This is a genomic window from Paenibacillus sp. J22P165 (assembly GCF_059692015.1).
In genome coordinates this window covers 1-16,288 of record NZ_JCAUAP010000024.1, presented here as the reverse complement: position 1 = coordinate 16,288, position 16,288 = coordinate 1, and the positions used below count along the sequence as shown (strand labels likewise).

The 16,288-nt window shown below is 47.9% G+C and carries 13 protein-coding genes and 4 tRNA genes; 6 read left to right on the top strand and 11 right to left on the bottom strand.

Annotated features, from left to right (window positions below; translation table 11 throughout):
* Positions 1-82: 82 nt before the first annotated feature.
* From AC58QM_RS33950 to AC58QM_RS33940, 3 genes are all read right to left on the bottom strand, one after another.
* Positions 83-1,051 (bottom strand): substrate-binding domain-containing protein, encoded by a 969-nt coding sequence (locus tag AC58QM_RS33950; RefSeq protein ID WP_497289132.1) that lies wholly within the window; start codon positions 1,049-1,051, stop codon positions 83-85.
* Positions 1,048-2,790, bottom strand: a complete 1,743-nt coding sequence (locus tag AC58QM_RS33945) for a sensor histidine kinase family protein (RefSeq protein WP_497289172.1) — start codon at positions 2,788-2,790, stop codon at positions 1,048-1,050. Before AC58QM_RS33945 ends, AC58QM_RS33950 begins: the two co-directional genes overlap by 4 nt.
* Positions 2,791-2,869: 79 nt before the next feature.
* Entirely contained in the window at positions 2,870-4,528 is a 1,659-nt protein-coding gene (locus tag AC58QM_RS33940; protein WP_497289131.1) for a response regulator, read from the bottom strand.
* A gap of 324 nt (positions 4,529-4,852) precedes the next feature.
* Here AC58QM_RS33940 and AC58QM_RS33935 point away from each other — a divergent pair, with 324 nt between their 5' ends.
* The 3 genes from AC58QM_RS33935 to AC58QM_RS33925 are packed head-to-tail and all read left to right on the top strand — an operon-like array spanning position 4,853 to position 8,308.
* Positions 4,853-5,809, top strand: a complete 957-nt coding sequence (locus AC58QM_RS33935) for an AAA family ATPase (RefSeq protein WP_497289130.1) — start codon at positions 4,853-4,855, stop codon at positions 5,807-5,809.
* Positions 5,810-5,811: 2 nt separating this feature from the next.
* Positions 5,812-6,945, top strand: a complete 1,134-nt coding sequence (locus AC58QM_RS33930) for a DUF58 domain-containing protein (protein ID WP_497289129.1) — start codon at positions 5,812-5,814, stop codon at positions 6,943-6,945.
* Entirely contained in the window at positions 6,926-8,308 is a 1,383-nt protein-coding gene (locus AC58QM_RS33925; protein ID WP_497289128.1) for a DUF4129 domain-containing protein, read from the top strand. Before AC58QM_RS33930 ends, AC58QM_RS33925 begins: the two co-directional genes overlap by 20 nt.
* A gap of 115 nt (positions 8,309-8,423) precedes the next feature.
* Here the strand turns inward: AC58QM_RS33925 and AC58QM_RS33920 are convergent, their stop codons facing one another.
* Complete coding sequence (locus tag AC58QM_RS33920; protein WP_497289127.1) at positions 8,424-8,945, bottom strand: GNAT family N-acetyltransferase; 522 nt, start codon at positions 8,943-8,945, stop codon at positions 8,424-8,426.
* Positions 8,946-9,131: 186 nt separating this feature from the next.
* Here AC58QM_RS33920 and AC58QM_RS33915 point away from each other — a divergent pair, with 186 nt between their 5' ends.
* From AC58QM_RS33915 to AC58QM_RS33905, 3 genes are all read left to right on the top strand, one after another.
* Positions 9,132-9,302 carry a hypothetical protein gene (locus tag AC58QM_RS33915; RefSeq protein ID WP_155993910.1) on the top strand — a complete coding sequence of 57 codons (171 nt, stop codon included), beginning with the start codon at positions 9,132-9,134 and terminating at the stop codon, positions 9,300-9,302.
* A gap of 237 nt (positions 9,303-9,539) precedes the next feature.
* Positions 9,540-10,454: an HPr(Ser) kinase/phosphatase gene (hprK, locus tag AC58QM_RS33910; protein ID WP_497289126.1), complete on the top strand. Its 915-nt coding sequence runs from the start codon at positions 9,540-9,542 to the stop codon at positions 10,452-10,454.
* A gap of 85 nt (positions 10,455-10,539) precedes the next feature.
* On the top strand, positions 10,540-11,427 hold the full coding sequence (locus AC58QM_RS33905; RefSeq protein ID WP_497289125.1) for a hypothetical protein: 888 nt from the start codon (positions 10,540-10,542) through the stop codon (positions 11,425-11,427).
* 54 nt (positions 11,428-11,481) lie between these two features.
* Here the strand turns inward: AC58QM_RS33905 and AC58QM_RS33900 are convergent, their stop codons facing one another.
* From AC58QM_RS33900 to AC58QM_RS33870, 7 genes are all read right to left on the bottom strand, one after another.
* Positions 11,482-13,494, bottom strand: coding sequence for a transglycosylase domain-containing protein (locus tag AC58QM_RS33900; protein ID WP_497289124.1), 2,013 nt, complete (start codon positions 13,492-13,494; stop codon positions 11,482-11,484).
* Positions 13,495-13,615: 121 nt separating this feature from the next.
* The gene (locus AC58QM_RS33895) at positions 13,616-14,494 is read right to left on the bottom strand and encodes an aldo/keto reductase (RefSeq protein WP_497289123.1); all 879 of its coding nucleotides are present in this window, start codon (positions 14,492-14,494) and stop codon (positions 13,616-13,618) included.
* A 69-nt stretch (positions 14,495-14,563) separates the two neighbouring features.
* Positions 14,564-15,763 carry an MFS transporter gene (locus tag AC58QM_RS33890; RefSeq protein ID WP_497289122.1) on the bottom strand — a complete coding sequence of 400 codons (1,200 nt, stop codon included), beginning with the start codon at positions 15,761-15,763 and terminating at the stop codon, positions 14,564-14,566.
* A 130-nt stretch (positions 15,764-15,893) separates the two neighbouring features.
* Positions 15,894-15,967 (bottom strand) — tRNA-Pro (locus tag AC58QM_RS33885).
* Positions 15,968-15,986: 19 nt separating this feature from the next.
* A tRNA-Arg gene (locus tag AC58QM_RS33880) sits at positions 15,987-16,063 on the bottom strand.
* Positions 16,064-16,074: 11 nt separating this feature from the next.
* Positions 16,075-16,149, bottom strand: a tRNA-Gly gene (locus tag AC58QM_RS33875).
* A gap of 43 nt (positions 16,150-16,192) precedes the next feature.
* Positions 16,193-16,272: transfer RNA gene (locus tag AC58QM_RS33870), tRNA-Leu, on the bottom strand.
* Positions 16,273-16,288 lie beyond the last annotated feature (16 nt).

The window sequence follows — 16,288 nt, the reverse complement described above, 5'->3', positions numbered from 1 at the left end:
ATAATGGTTCAAAGGATATAAACAAATGCAATATCCTCATGTCTTCTATCGAAATTCTCATCACTTTTCTATCACTTTTCTATCACTTAATGAATGGGAATAGTAATTTTTGATTGTCTGACCAGAACATATTGCTTATATCAATCGCCTTAATCCCTGTATCTACGCGTTTTGCAACACTTTTACCTCGGACAGCTTCAACCGCACTTTTTACACCCAAATATCCGATGCTAAACGGATTTTGTATAATTGTCGCCTGAATAACGCCCTCCTGTAAAAGTTCGAGTTCTTCGGAAGTGCTATCGAAAGTAATGATTTTCACCTTCTCCTGCAAATTCCTACTCTGAACCGCGCTGGCAACCCCGACGGACGATATTTCACTCATCGCGACAATCCCATCTAACTGCGGATATTTATCAATCACCATGTGGGTAAGTTGCGCGGCAAGTTCACGATCCGTCAAACTGTAGACCTTGTCGATCACCTGAACATCCGGATACTTCGATAGCTCGTCCAATAAGCCTTTCTCCCGCAGCTCGGTATTTCGTTCCCCTTGCTGAAAGCTGACGATTGCGATTTGCCCACTCCTGCCGATCAGTTTGATCAGCTGTTTCCCCGCTAATTGACCCGCTTCATAATTATTTGCACCAATAAAGCTTTGTACATTTTTGCTCTCTACCTCGGAGTCGATCGTAATAACAGGTATATGCGCTTTGTCCGCTTCATCAACAACAGCTGACAGCTCTTTATAATCATTGGCCGCCAAAACAATCGCATCTGGACCAATTGAAATGGATTGCTCCATGAGGGCAATCTGTCCTTTCACATCGGCTTCATCACCAGGTGCACGGAAATCCAGTGTAACATCAAACTCCTTCGCCGCGACCTCTGCACCTAGCTTTACGGTCTTCCAGTAGTCGCCCTCCTGACTTCGGAGAACGACCTCCAAGTGTTTCTTTTGCTCTGTTGGCAGGGGTTCGACACTTTCGGTGCAGGAGGACACCGAGAGCATAGCGATGAGGACTGCGATCATGATCGGTTTGATTTTCATCCTTCACTTCCCCCTTCGTCATCTAATAAAGCAGGAATGGTAATCTGAACGACCGTTCCTTCTTCAAGCTCACTGCTCACGTGGACGCCATAGTCCATGCCGAAATAAAGCTGAATACGTTCATGCACATTGCGCAATCCGACTCCAGAGCCCTTTTCACTTTTTACTTGCCCGGACAAAATGCTCTTCAGGGTTTCCTCTGACATCCCGACCCCGTTATCTCGAATCTCAAAGAGAATCTTCCCTTTTTCCATCGACACATTAATTTCAATTAACCCTTCGTCCACCATGTACTCAATCCCGTGATAGAGCGCATTTTCCACAAAAGGCTGTAGAATCAGCTTCAGCGTTTTGTAAGGAAGCACCTCATCAGAGACACGGATTTCATATTCAAATTTGTCTTTATAGCGCATTTTTTGAATGATCAAATAGTTGCGAATATGCTCGATCTCTTCCCCGATGGTAATAATATTTTTACCTTTGCTCAGCGATATCCGGAAAAACTTAGAGAGCGACGTAATCGTTGTCACAACCTCTTCCTTCCTCCCGTTACCAGCCATACGAACAACCGAATTGAGTGTATTGTATAAAAAATGGGGATTAATCTGTGACTGGAGTACCTCCAGCTCGTTCTTCCTTTTTATTTCCTGTTCCTCGATACTCTGATTCATCAGCTCGCGAACTCTAGAAACCATCAGATTAAATCGCCTTGATAGCTGTTCAACCTCATCCGCTCCGCGCACATGAATATAGGTGTCGAAATGTCCTTTCTCCACCATCTCCATCGACTTCTTCAATCGTTTGATAGGCTGCGAAATCCTTGCCGACATGAAGGCGGAAATCAGCAGAATAAACAGCAGTACAATCACTAACAGCCAGATCATGAAGGTTGAGATTTCCTTGCGTGTTGTCACCATTTCATCCATATAGGAGACCCCAATAATCTTCCATCCGATGTTATTGACCGTCCGCACGACGTTTAGCCGCGACTCTCCCTCTCGTTCGTCCATGTATTGGCCATAGGAAAATTTGAGTGCCTGCTCCACATTTTCATACTTTAGACCAATATAAATAAGCTGCTGCTGCGGATGGTACACGATGCTTCCCGCAGAATCGTCAATGATATAGACGTAACCTTTCTTCCCAAGCGATACCGTACGGAACACATCATCCAGTGTCTTGAAATTGATATCAACCAAAATAACCGCATTCACCAGTTTCCCATTCTGTTCAATCGTGACCCCCTTACTCATGGAAACCACCCACTTGTAGGGATCTTTGAATAGGTTCTGGATATGCGGCAAAGAGAAAGTAAGATGGTTAGGATTATCGAGGGCAGACCGAAACCACGGCTGCTCGAGCAGTCGTGTATTTTTGCGCATTTCTGTCATCGGCACCCCCGTGACCAATCCACCATCCGCTGTAAATAAATGAATAGACACAATATCCTCACGCGTACTGGCTATAGTGTCTAACTGTTCGAGCAGCTTGTCCGACGGGATGCCGCGGCTTTTTGCAATTTTAGCATCCACGACTTCAAATGTATCCGACATCCCCTTGATGTACTGCTCCAAGTTGAATTGCACTTGCTCAATGACCTGTGCCGTACTCAGGAAGGCTCCTTCTTCTGCTGTTTTGGCGAATTTATTATAAAGGACCAATGAGACAATAAGCATGACCGTTACAGTAATAAGGATGAATGACATTGTAATTGTAAACTGAATACTTTTTACCCGCATCGTGTCGTTTAAAACGTTATATAAAGCCTTCAGCAGCGTACTCACTCTGCGTTTCAACCAACTCTCCCCTTTCTAGTTCCTACAGCCCTTTGGTGCTGTTATTGCGATACTCCTTCGGGGAAACGCCAACATTTTTGCGGAATGAGAAGCTGAAATAATTAGCATCGGCATAGCCCACCTTCTCAGCGATTTCCAACGCTTTCATGTCCGTAGAGCGCAAAAGCTCTTTCGCAGCTTCCATCCGTATGTGGTTCAAGTAGTTCACGAAGGTCATTTTCGTTTCTTTTTTGAAAATCGAACTAAAATACCCCGCGCTAATATGCAGATGTCCGCACACCTTATTAATCGTAATATCCCCTTCATGATAATGGCTTTTCGTATAATCCTTCGCCATCTCCACCAAGTTTTTATAGGTATACTGACGATCCGTTGCAATATGAGTCATCATGCTGGCGCACAACTCGGTCAACCAATGCTTCGCTTCTTCCAAGGAAGTGAACTTATTAATCTCCGTAAAAGGAATGAAGCTTTCGCCAAACACCTCGTCCACATTCAGGTTGGAGTCCTTGGCTGCTTTGAGAATACAAGTAAGAATTTCAAGCAGATAAATTTGATAATCCTTTACCGACACACCGGCCTCTATGCCTTGAAACAGCTCATCAATCGTCTCCCGAATCTCTTGCGTCGTGCCTACCTTAATGCAACGAGTCAACGCATGTTCCTTCACATCATCGAATCGAATCTTATCAACGCTGCGCTTCTCCACATCATCAATGTAAATCATACGGTTACTGCCCAGAATCAGTCTGTAGTCAAGGGAAAGCACAGCATCTTCATACGAATAGCTGATTTTCGTTACATCCTTCATCACACTTCCGACTCCGACGGTCAGGGTGAATTTCAAATATTTTTCCACACTCTGTCGAATTTCTTCCAACACTCGCATTGTTTCTTGCAGCGCCGCTTCCTGATCGTGATTCTCTCTTGCTGCTAACAAGACAACTTGATCATCATGCATGAAAACGAGGCCAAGCCCGCGCTTGCTCGCAATCTCTTCCGAAATATTTAAGAGTGCGAAATACTTCAGTGCCTGATCTTCGGAGTACTTCAACGACAAAGACTTCGACAGTTCTTCCCGGTTCTCCGAATCCTCTTCAGAAATAAAGACCCCATCGATGCTCAACACAGCCACCACATAGCTATTGCCGCTTAGGGCTATCCCGTAATTCGCTGCTTTCTCAATCACTTCGTCTCGCGGAAGTTTACGATTCATTAATGTCGCTAAGAAATTCTCTTTCAGCACGGGCATACTCTTCCGATAATGCTCCTTCAGCAGCTGCACATCCTCCCGATGTGCAACCTCTTCCTGGATGTGTCCTTTTACCTTCAAAAGAGCATTAACCAATTCCTGTGCAGAAAAGGGCTTCAGCACATATTCATCAATATGCAGCTTAATCGCCCGCTGCGCGTACTCAAATTCATCATGCCCTGTCAGGATGATGAGCTTAATCGTCGGAAAGCGCTCTCTAATTGCTTCTGCTAGCTGTAAGCCATTCATAAAAGGCATTTGAATGTCCGTCACAACCACATCCGGTTGCAAACGCTCGACCATCTCCAGCGCTTCTTTCCCGTTCTCCGCCTTGTCGACAACTTCAAAGCCAATGGCTTCCCAATTTATTTCACGGACGACGCCTTCGCGTACATCCTCTTCGTCATCCACTAACAGCAGCTTGTACATGCTGACCTCCTAGGACTTCCCATATTAGAAGCATCTACCTTAACGTTACTAATTATCACCATCATTGTACTCACTGGCTACCCAATATACAAATAGAAATCGAGATGTGTGTGTATGGGAACATTCAAATAAACCTCCATTTCTTCAAGGAATAAATAAGGGGTAAACCTCACGCTTCTTTTCTCTGCTAACAATCGCAAATGAATAGTTGGTAAAAATCACCTGTTGAGTGGTAAAATTAAGTCACGTATATGTCAATTCTTACACTTCAGCTATCAACCACAGCAATCATTCGTATCATTCATTATTTAGGAGGTTAATCATTTGAATATCGCACCTATCTCACGCATCGCTTCCCTCATCAAAGAAAACGTTGGTCACGTTATTATAGGCAAAGATGACACCATTGAGCTCATGGTCATCGCGCTGATTGCATCGGGCCATGTGCTGCTCGAAGATGTTCCCGGCACTGGTAAAACCCAGCTAGCCAAAGCACTTGCCCGCTCCCTGGACGGCTCCATGAAGCGCATCCAGTTCACGCCTGACTTGCTGCCTTCCGATGTAAGCGGCATCAATTTCTTCAACCAGAAGCTGGGCGAATTCGAATTCCGCCCAGGTCCGCTCTTCGCGCACATCGTGCTCGCCGATGAGATTAACCGCGCGACGCCGCGCACACAGTCCAGCTTGCTGGAGAGCATGGAGGAGCGCCAGGTTAGCATCGACGGGGAAACGCGCAAGCTCGAAGCGCCGTTCCTCGTCATTGCCACGCAGAACCCTGTCGAGAATCAGGGGACGTTTCCCTTGCCGGAAGCGCAGCTCGACCGCTTCCTGATGAAGCTGTCCCTCGGCTATCCGACGGCAGCTGAGCAGGTCGTGATCTTGCAGCGCTACCAGCAGCAAGATCCACTGGATCAGCTGCTGCCGGTCGTGAGCCGCGCGGAGCTGCTCGAAGCGCAGCTGCTGTTCACGCAGGTGCGCGTCAGCGACGAGCTGCTGCACTACATCGTGCAGCTCGCGGAAGCGACGCGCACGCATGCCGATGCCGCGCTCGGCGTCAGCCCGCGCGGCGTGCGCGCATTGATGAAGGCGGCGCAGGTCTACGCGGCGCTGCGCGGCCGCGATTATGTGCTGCCGGACGACGTCAAGGCGCTGCTCGCGCCCGTCTGGGCGCACCGCATTATGCTGCGCACGCGCTCGCGCCAGCAGGACCAGCAAGTGCTTGCGCTGCTGACTCGCATCATTGCCGCTACCCCCGTTCCTACGGAAGTGAAGCTGGGGTAACGATGAGCATAAGCTGGATTGTGATTATCGCTGCCGCTCTCTTCTTCCTCCAGTTTCAGTTTTTTGCCCGCTGGGGGTTTCGCGGACTTCGTATTGAACGAACCTTCAACAAGACCCATTGCCATGTCGGTGATGAGATTCAAATGATCGAGACCATCGTGAATCGTAAGCTCGCACCAATTCCCTGGCTGCGCTTGGAATCCACGATTCATGCGGGGCTCCATTTCACCCGGATGAATAATCTGGAAGTGAGCAGCGGCTCCCTTTTTCAAAATCACCGCAGCTTGTTCAGCCTTATGCCGTACACACGCATCGTCCGGCGCCATGGCGTACACGCAGCAAAACGCGGTTGGTACAAGCTGGAAACCGTTGCGGCAACTATCGGTGATTTCGTCGGTGTGCAAGCAGCTTCGACCACCCATTCCATGCACGTCGAGCTGCTGGTATACCCACGTTTGGTTAATCGTGATGATATACCACTCCTCTCCAGCCGATGGCAGGGTGACGTGACGGTTCAACGCTGGATCATGCCGGATCCGTTTCTCGTATCCGGTGTAAGGGAATACCGTTATGGGGATACGATGAACAGTATCCACTGGAAAGCCACCGCTCGAAGTGGGCGGCTTCAAGTATACAATCGGGAGTTCACGGCAGATCCCCGATTACTTATCGTTGTTAACAGCCAAGTCACGCCAACGATGTGGGATGCCGTTACCGATCCTGAACTCGTGGAGAAAGCCCTCTCCTATGCAGCAACATTAGCTGAACATGCCATCAGCCGAGGGGTTCCTGTTGGCTTTGGCTACAACGGTTGGCTGCTGAATGAGCCTGGTGTTCCCGTCTATTGTGAACCCGATGGCGGCTGGGCGCAGTTGGAGCATCTTTATCAAACAATGGCCAAGCTCGCTATTTCATGTGCACGCTCCTGTGAGGATTTTCTCGATTATGGCATTGAGGTTGTAGGCGAGGCTTTGGATATCATTCTAGTGACGGCCTACGTTTCTGAGGGGATCGCACGAAGCATCGAACGACTGGAAGCCTTAGGACATTCCGTATTCATTGTTCCTTTAGATCATAACCTGCTTGAACTCGACGAGAAGGAGGTGACTCCTTCCGATGCTCAAGCCTTTGCTTAATCACACGCACTCTCGCTCTAATCATCTGTACGCCATCTTACGTACATACGGCCTTGCACTTCTATTCGGCTTTGCCGAGCTTATTATCTTTGCTCCCCTAGTTATGTTAGCTCAGGTCTATGCCTTAGATAGCGCGCTTGTTATTACTTGTATCCAACTACTGCTATGCTATGTAATCGGCGCCTATTTCGGTCAGTTAACATGGCTGTCTCGAAAAGGGTACGAGTTCCTTATCTGTGTAGCTATAGGTTTTGGATTATCCTATTTGTTTCAATTATCTGTTTTGCACATTGCGCTCGGTGCGGCCATAGGAGCCCTTCTCGTCTATCGGGGCATACGGTACACCAAAGATGGCTGGAGTTCGCAGTATACACCTGGCATTTTCGTCATCTCAGGGGTGATGTACTTCATTGGCGTTCCCATCATGACAAGAGTGGAAATGATTCAGCCTTATCATTTGGCCTTAAATGGACTCGGATTCGGCACGCTGATTCTCTACTTCTTTATAACGAATCGCGCGCAGCTCCTTATCGCCACCTTAGCAGGGAATGATCGCGATGCCGCCTCGTCACTGTCGCAAACTGTGAAACGCTCGAGTCGCATTTGGCTCATCGGCTTTATTGCGGTGATCGCTGCCGTCGGTTATTTTCAGCAAATTAAACAAGGACTAACGAACCTTCTACTTGGCATGATTGCTTGGCTCTTAGGGCTTATGTCCTCTGAAGCACCACCTGATGTGCCCGTGGCAAGCCCTTCTGCGCCCCCTCCAATGGCGTTTCCACCAGCAACACCGGATGAGCCAGGATGGTTCGACGTTCTCATGCAGGTTATTGCGCAAGTTATCGGCTATGTACTCGTCATTGCACTTGTGTTGTTATGCCTCTATCTGCTCCTAAAGAAGCTTGCCCCAGCCCTTCTTTCTTTCCTGAGGCGCTTTTGGAAGCAGTCGCTGCGAAGTGAACAAGGAGATACATCCGATGGATATACGGACGAGAAAGAAGCCCTTCTCGACTGGAGAGAGCTTCCTCAACTATGGTGGCGCAAAGCTAGCTCATCGTTGTGGCCAAATTCACAGCGTGATCCGTCTTGGTCACAACTGGCGAATAACCAGGAGCGTGTCCGCTATCTGTACCGTGTGTTGATCGGGCAGGCGAGCAAGAGCGGTTATACCTTCAAACGCGCGTTAACCCCTAACGAAACAGGCTGGGAGCTCACGCATCAAACACCGCTTGCAGAGGCTTCTGTCCGTGCACTCACTACTGTTTATAATCGGGTGCGTTACGGACGAGAAGCGATTTCAGACGAAGAGCTGGCTCAGGTGCTCCAAACGCTGGATCCGAGCATACGGAATCAGCTGAAATGACTATGTGAATGTGAGTGGCTTACCACCACGATACATGCCATGTACCACTCCGACTGACAAAAGGTATCCTTCGTGTCTCCCACGCGGATACCTTTTGTGTTGTATATGTAGCCACCTAGCCTAAAAAATACGGGGGATACAACAATTCCCCTTTGATCTGGTGGTCAGTAGCCGCTTGTTTTAATGGATAAACCATAAACACCTCATCCGGTACTTGGAACTGCGTTAGCTCAAAGCCATCTGCTCTTGCAGGCTTAAAACCGAACTTGGGATAATACGAAGGATGTCCGATTAAGAAAACATATCCATACCCCAGCTCTTCGCAACGCTGCAATCCAGCTTGTATAAGGCTAGCTCCGACGCCCTGTTTTTGATGACTTGGTCTTACCGCAATAGGAGCTAACACAATGACTTCCTGCCTATTGTCGCCATCAACCACCTCCGCTTTGCTCAATAGCACGTGACCAACAATCAGTCCCTGGTCATCTGCTACAAGCGACAGATCCGGTATAAATCCCTCGGACGTACGAATTCTTTCAATCAATTTGGATTCATCTTCCCTATTCCCGAATGCTTCATAGTTCAACTGAAACACTTGCTCATTATCAGATTCATGCTCCATTCTAATGTGTACCATTGCCGCGTTCGCCTCCAATTCTTTAGACAAGCCTACCCTAAATCATACACTTTTATCTCCAAAATGGTACAAAGAACATGCTCTCCCCTTGCTTCAAAATGAGCGTTTTGAAAATAACCGTCACATATTTTCAAAATTTCGCATATACATAATTGTTTGAATACATTAGATTGAGGTGGTTTTGAGATGTTAGCATTAAAAACCGGTTCTGAAAAAGAAGAAGTGCTTCACACGCTTTACGAAATGGGCTTGGATCAAATCGCCAGATGGATCCTCGTATTACCTGAAGACAGGTGGGAAAGCATGTTTCTCTCGACATGGCCAACACTTGCCAAAAAATGCGGCTTTCACAGATAGCTGCTTTTACATACAGAGAGGTGGTTTAAATAAAGAGACTCCTAAACGCTCTTCACCCTCAAGGTGCAGGGCGTTATTTGTTTCATTTCCCCTGTTTAAACGCTTTTAAACGCTTTCAATAAAGGATTGTGACTAGGTTAAAGAGAATTTAGTAAAGACAGTTCAAATCTCATGTCGTGTTTATCTGTACTGTTAGATTTACCTTACTACCGCTCATCTTGAAGGAGGATCTCCCGTTTGAAGTCCGTCACTGTGAATGATTTAGTTAAACGTTTTTCGCTCGAAGTTCTCGCTGGCCATTCGGAACTCCACCGTCCTATTACTAAAACAAAGGCACATCGTCCCGGTCTGGAATTCGTCGGCTATTTCGAATATTTTCCACAAGCACATGTACAGCTCCTTGGTCGCAAAGAAATTACCTACCTGCATAAGCTCACCGAAAATGAACGAAATTTGCACATCGGTAATATTGTCAAATACCATCCGCCTTGTTTTGTCGTAACGCGAAACCAAGAAGGCTTGAAATACTTAACCAAATACTGTGAAGAAGAACGAATCCCTCTTCTGCGCACCAGTTCGCCAACGAGTAAATTTCAAGACTTGGTCGATTTATTTTTGAGTAAGTCACTTGCCCAGGAAATTGCCGTCCATGGGGTTTGCGTCAATGTTTCGGGGATCGGCATCCTGCTGCGCGGGAAATCCGGTGTTGGTAAAAGCGAAACCGCCCACACACTGATCCGCAGAGGGCATCGTCTTGTCGCCGATGATATCGTCGTGCTCAAGAAGATTAGCCCTGAAACACTGCTTGGTACGCATAATGGCAAAACGAAGGAGTTCCTCGCACTGCGCAGTGTCGGACTCATCAATGTCTCACGGCTCTATGGCCGCAAGGCTTTTCAAGATGAAACACGCATCGTACTCGATATCGAGCTTACGAAGTGGCAGGAACATGCGCTGAACAATGATCTCGAGCTAGAACCCACATTTACCGATTATATGGATATTCAAATTCCGCATATTGAGATCCAGTTACAGCCGGGACGTGATGTTGCGGGACTTATTGAAGCTGCTGCCAACAGCTGGTATTTGCGCCAGCAGGGCTACAGTGCAGTTGAAGAATTCATGCAGCGCTTGCAATCCGACACCGACTAATCGTTCTTCCTGCAACTAGTGAATTAAATATGTACCGTCCCAAAACCTCCCTTCAGCTCGAAAGCTGTTAGCGGAGGTGTTTTGTATGTTCACAAGAATGCGACTAACAATTATAGCTATTGTCATAGCTGCTTTAATGATCTGCGGTTGGACCGCTTACGCTGCAACGTCATCCAGCTCGGCGACGTCAACAACTATCTTGGGTAAGCTGGCAACCCTAACGGAGGATACGATTACTTTACATACGGATGCTGGCGATCAGAGCGTTCCTTTGGCGACATCCGTCTGGGTGTACCTAAATGACGAGAAGGCGCAGTTACGTGATTTACACACGGGGGATGAAATCGAAGTCATTCTCAATAACAAAAAACAGGCCGCCTATGTGAAAGGGACCTCAGCGTCTGCGATTTCTTCTGCAGCAACAGCGTCTGCATCGCCGGTTCCTAGCGAATCACCTGCATCCGCAGCTATTCCGGTCCCTAGTTCTTCGGCGGCTCCTAGCTCATCCGCGGAGCCAACTTCCTCCCCTACGAAAGTAGGGAATAAGCCAGAAGCTTCTCCGCCAACCAATCGTTCGAACCTGAAGGATGTGGACATAAGCGTAGATGGGCAGCATTTCAATTTTCATTTGAAGCAAACGAAAGGAGCACATGGTTCTCAATATGATCTGAGCATCCAGTCTCCGCATGCCGGCAGAATTCATCTTACTGGATCGCAAGCTCAAGCTTGGATCTCCAAACTTCTGGGTTCTGTTGACTTATCTGCACCTGATGCGCGGGAAATAGTGAGCCAGCAGCTCGCCAAACAATACAATTTAGAAGCCGGTAAATTGAATGTTCATTTGAACGTACATGCCGATGACAAAGAAGATCACAAAGAAGATGACAAAAAAGATGATAAGAATGATGATAAGAAACCTCAAAAAGACAAAAACAATGACAAAAAGCCCGGTAACAACAATAAAAATGACTAACTAGAACAGAAAAAGCCCTCGTCCTCCTTAATTGGATTTCGAGGGCTTTCTTATTTATCTCCGTTTCTCTTTCCCATGTCCATGTCCTTGTTCCTCTTGCTTGTGCGGCTCCTTATCAGGCTTCCCTGGGGGCTCTGCGGAGTGAGGCTCTGTAGTCGAGCCTTCCTTCTGAGGCTTCTCCGTCACGCTCATCGGAATGTCAAAAGGAATAACTGGTGTTTGAGCTAGCGCACGACTGAGCATCTCACGAAATAATACAGCAGGCACTGCACCGCCTGAGGTTGTTAAATAATGCTGCGCATCTGTTCGGTCATAACCAACCCATACCGCTGCCGTCAACTCCGGCGTGTAGCCCACGAACCACGCATCCTTGGCACTTCCGCTGCCGATACCCTCAAACTCCTTCGTACCGGGGAGCTGCGTTGTCCCTGATTTCCCTGCTACGGGGCGATTCATGGCCGCATTCTTCCCTGTCCCTTGTGCTACTGCCGTCTGCAGCATTGCCGTCATGGTCGTGGCCGTATCAGCGCGCATCACCGATATTCCTTTTGCTTTCGATTGAACTAGAAGGTGTCCATCACTTGTCTCTATACGGGTAATCAGATGGGCAGGAGTCAGAACTCCCTTCGCGGCAAAAGCACTAAAAGCCTGCGCCATCTGTAAGGGTGATACCCCCTCGGATAAGCCGCCAAGCGCAATCCCTAATTGCCGATCTTGTGCGGGTAAAGTTATCCCCAGAGACTTCGCGAATTTCAAACCATTATCAATCCCTATCTCATGCAAAAGCCACACCGCAGGAATATTCCAGGATGATGTGATAGCCTCTTGCATCGAGACTTGCCCCCTGGATTGGTGATCCCAATCTTGCGGCTGATAGCCTCCGATATTCAGGGGTCCATCAAACAACATGGACGAAGGTTTATACCCGCTTTCTAAAGCCGGGCCATATACCGCCACAGGCTTAAAAGCGGAGCCTGGCTGTCTTTTTAATTGGGTTGCACGGCTGAACCCCCGAAAGACTCCCTCACCCCGTCCACCGGCTAAGGCTCTAACACCTCCCGTTTGTTGATCCACTATTGCAGCGCCGGTCTGAATAAGCTGATCTGGCTTACTCGCAGGGAACAGACTGTCGTTGTTAACCACATCGGTTACTGCTTTCTGTACCGCAGGATCTAACTCTGTCTTAATCCGCAATCCACCAGTTAGCAATTGTTCTTCCGTAAATCCATACAGGGTCACAGCCTCCTCGATAACGGCATCAACATATGCCCGATATCGCCCTTTGGCCTCATTCGTGTTGACCGTCTTCACGGCACCCAGTGCTGTAGCAGATGCTTTCTCGTACTCCTCTTGAGAGATTTTACCTTCCTTCTGCATCAGCTTAAGGACCGTATTCCTTCTCTCCAACGCTTGTTCTTCGTTCTGAAAAGGGGAGTAATGGCTTGGTGCCTTAGGCAATGCCGCTAACACCGCTGCCTCTGGCAAGGTGAGGTCCTTTACATTTTTATTAAAATACGTTTTCGCAGCCCCCTGCACACCCCAACTGCCTTCCCCGAAATAGATTTTGTTCAGATACATTTCCAAAATGTCATCCTTACTAAAACTAGCTTCTATTTGGATCGCATAAGCAGCTTCCCGCAATTTCCGCCCTACCGTTTTATCCGCAGTAAGAAAAAGATTACGTGCCAACTGCTGCGTAATGGTACTCGCTCCCTCAGAATAGCTTCCTTTGAGCACATCCCGAGCAACGGCGCGGACAATCGACTTCATGTCGACCCCCTTATGCTCATAGAAACGTCGATCTTCCACCGCGACAATCGCATCGATAAGCACCTGTGGGATGTCTTTAAAAGGCACAGCATCAATCTTTGACGCGGACAGCTGTGAAGCGATTTGACCATTTTTATCGAGCACGATGGAAGCCTCGGGAAGCGGCTGATTCAGCATCGACACATCAAGTCTTTTTATATATAAAAAGCTCATTAACACCATGCCCACACTCACGAGTAGGACTATACCAACACCCCATTGCCAAATGCGTCGAGGTACTGCCTTTAATTTAAACATTGTCATGCCTCCTAACATACCCCATAGCTATTCGTATGACACTTCCAATAAGTGTCCTATGCGTGTTGGAAGACACAAAAAAGCCTTCAACCCAGAATCCCTGGGCTGAAGACTTCTCACATTAAGCGATTGACGTTGGCGCTCCAAAAACACTCGCATACCCGCTAATCCCGCTCAAAACGCGTTCCATTTCCTCTTTGCTCATCGTACCATAGCGCTCCACCGCATCAACGATTTTGGGAAAAAGATGCACATCCCCCGCACTCGCAAAGCCACACACGCTTGGGAACGACAGCACGAAATGCACACAAGCATCGATAATCTGTTGCTGATCAAAAGGCTCGTACCACGTCGCATAAGGACGCTCCGCTCCTTCAACCCAAGGCGCCTTCGCAATCGCTTTGATTACTCGAATCGCCGTCTGCTGCTTGTTCGCTTCCTCCATTAGGGCATCAACGGCCTCACGATATTCCGGTAAGCCATACATATAATAGTTCAGTGGAAAAAGGATCGTAGCGAATGGGAACCTGCGCAAGGCCTCCAAATGAACAGCAGGCGCCTCATGTCCATGTCCTGTAATGCCAATATCCTTCACAATGCCTTCGCTTTGCGCCTCCAAAACCGCTTCCAGCGCGCCTCCCTTGGCCGTACATTTGTCCAATTCCTCCATTGATCCCACGGCATGCAGCTGCAGCAGATCTACCGATGACACCTTCATTCTCTCCAAGGAGCGATAAATCTCTTCTTTCGCTTCTTTCTTCGTTCTTTGCCCTGTTTTGGTAGCTAAAAAAATGTCATTACGCACCCGGCTAATCGTCGGGCCCATCCGTATTTCTGCGTCTCCATAGCTCGCCGCTGTATCGAAATGATCGACACCATGTTCCAGTGCGTAAGCGATCGAGGCATCTGCCTCTTGCTGAGTGACTTGACCTAGACTAGCTGCGCCAAACATCACTACAGAGGTTTCTCTATTCAATCGGCCTAATGTTCGCTTCAACATAATTAGATTTGCTCCTTCTATAATCGAGTATGTATTCTCTTTATTTACAAATCTCTGTGCTTTAAAACCTCAGTCTGGCGATATCTCTTTCAACTGCTTCCGCAGATTAACCTGCAGTAAGCCAGCTGCTAATAGCAGCGCACACCCCGTTAATAAAAATACAAAATGAATGCCCACTAAACCACCTAGGAATCCGCCAATTAAAGGACCGATCATCATTCCCAATTGACTCGATGATTGATTTAAACTCATCGCTCGACCTCGGAAATCGGCATCTGAATATTTCACAATAAGGGCACTGAGAGCCGGATACACGGCAGCAAAAAACAATCCATAACTAAAACGAAGCACACCGAACGCAACGAGATTATATACCGTTAATTGCAACAGATTCCCGATACCTCCACCGATTAAGCCAATGAGCAGCGTTTTGTCGTAGCCAATGCGTTGCCCGATAATGCCCCATCTCGATCCCATGATGACTGTCGCCACCCCCGCAGCAGAAAAAATAATCCCCGAGCTTAAGGAGGCTCCCTTGGCACTTCCACCGATTTGAACCACATAAATTGTTAATAATGGTTCTAAAATCATCACCGAGGTGGCTACCAGCACCGTTAATCCAAAAATAGATAACAAACGCTTATTTGCGGTCGCTTGTTTAATATCCTGAAGCACACTTGGCCGCGCTCCCGCTTTCTTGTGATGCACTTCCTTCACACCAACTACGGCTATTACAGCCGAGATCAGGACGACGAAGCCTGATGCTAGAAAGCATTCTCTCGTACCTACCCAATGGCTGAGCATCCCGCCAAACAAGGGTCCTAGGATACTCCCCGCTGCTGTCGCTGTGGACATAACACTTAATGCATACCCTACGTGCTTCTCTGGGGTATTCGTACTAACCAATGCCATCGATGCGGGAATATAGCCCGCCATAAGTCCCTGTAGAACACGGACAACAATAAACATATAGGGATCATTCACAAAATAATTAAGAAAATAGACAGCACTTAAGCTTAGTCCTGAGCGAAGCAGCATCGGTTTTCTACCGTATTTGTCTGCTAGAGAGCCCCAATACGGTGCGATTAACGCACTCGCCAGAAAGCTCACAGAGAACGTGATCCCCGACCATGCCTCCAACCCGCTATGTATACCCAAGTCCTCTTGCAAAAAGATAGGGATAAATGGGATGGAAAGCGTGTACGCCATCGCGCAAAAGAATGCTCCAATCCATAAAATAAATAGATTTTTCCTCCATCGTAATTCCATGTTGTAGCCCTCCTCCTTGTCTACTATACACCAACCTACCCTCGAATCCCAGTTATTAGCAGTTGCGTATGCACAAAAAAAGCATAGACCTCATCAGCATGAAGCTGACAGTCTATGCTTTCTTTCTTGATCGGGACGACACGATTTGAACATGCGACCCCCTGCTCCCAAAGCAGGTGCTCTACCAAGCTGAGCTACGTCCCGATACAATAGTGATAAAAAATGGCGCGCCCTGAGAGATTCGAACTCCCGACCTTTTGATTCGTAGTCAAATACTCTATCCAGCTGAGCTAAGGGCGCTTAATAAAAAATGGAGCGGAAGACGGGGATCGAACCCGCGACCCTCGCCTTGGCAAGGCGATGCTCTACCGCTGAGCCACTTCCGCATAGGGATCCCCAAGCCGTAAGCTACGACTTGGGGATGTTTGATGCGCGTAGAGGGACTTGAACCCCCACGGTCACCCGCTAGATCCTAAGTCTAGTGCGTCTGCCAATTCCGCCATACGCGCATGCTGTAAATAAGGC

Coding starts and splice junctions, on each gene's coding strand:
- AC58QM_RS33945 (WP_497289172.1), bottom strand. CDS start 2,790: ATGCGGGTAAAAAGTATTCAGTTTACAATTACAATGTCATTCATCCTT.
- AC58QM_RS33900 (WP_497289124.1), bottom strand. CDS start 13,494: ATGTTTAAATTAAAGGCAGTACCTCGACGCATTTGGCAATGGGGTGTT.
- AC58QM_RS33895 (WP_497289123.1), bottom strand. CDS start 14,494: ATGTTGAAGCGAACATTAGGCCGATTGAATAGAGAAACCTCTGTAGTG.
- AC58QM_RS33915 (WP_155993910.1), top strand. CDS start 9,132: ATGTTAGCATTAAAAACCGGTTCTGAAAAAGAAGAAGTGCTTCACACG.
- AC58QM_RS33890 (WP_497289122.1), bottom strand. CDS start 15,763: ATGGAATTACGATGGAGGAAAAATCTATTTATTTTATGGATTGGAGCA.
- AC58QM_RS33950 (WP_497289132.1), bottom strand. CDS start 1,051: ATGAAAATCAAACCGATCATGATCGCAGTCCTCATCGCTATGCTCTCG.
- AC58QM_RS33925 (WP_497289128.1), top strand. CDS start 6,926: ATGCTCAAGCCTTTGCTTAATCACACGCACTCTCGCTCTAATCATCTG.
- AC58QM_RS33920 (WP_497289127.1), bottom strand. CDS start 8,945: ATGGTACACATTAGAATGGAGCATGAATCTGATAATGAGCAAGTGTTT.
- AC58QM_RS33930 (WP_497289129.1), top strand. CDS start 5,812: ATGAGCATAAGCTGGATTGTGATTATCGCTGCCGCTCTCTTCTTCCTC.
- AC58QM_RS33905 (WP_497289125.1), top strand. CDS start 10,540: ATGTTCACAAGAATGCGACTAACAATTATAGCTATTGTCATAGCTGCT.
- AC58QM_RS33940 (WP_497289131.1), bottom strand. CDS start 4,528: ATGTACAAGCTGCTGTTAGTGGATGACGAAGAGGATGTACGCGAAGGC.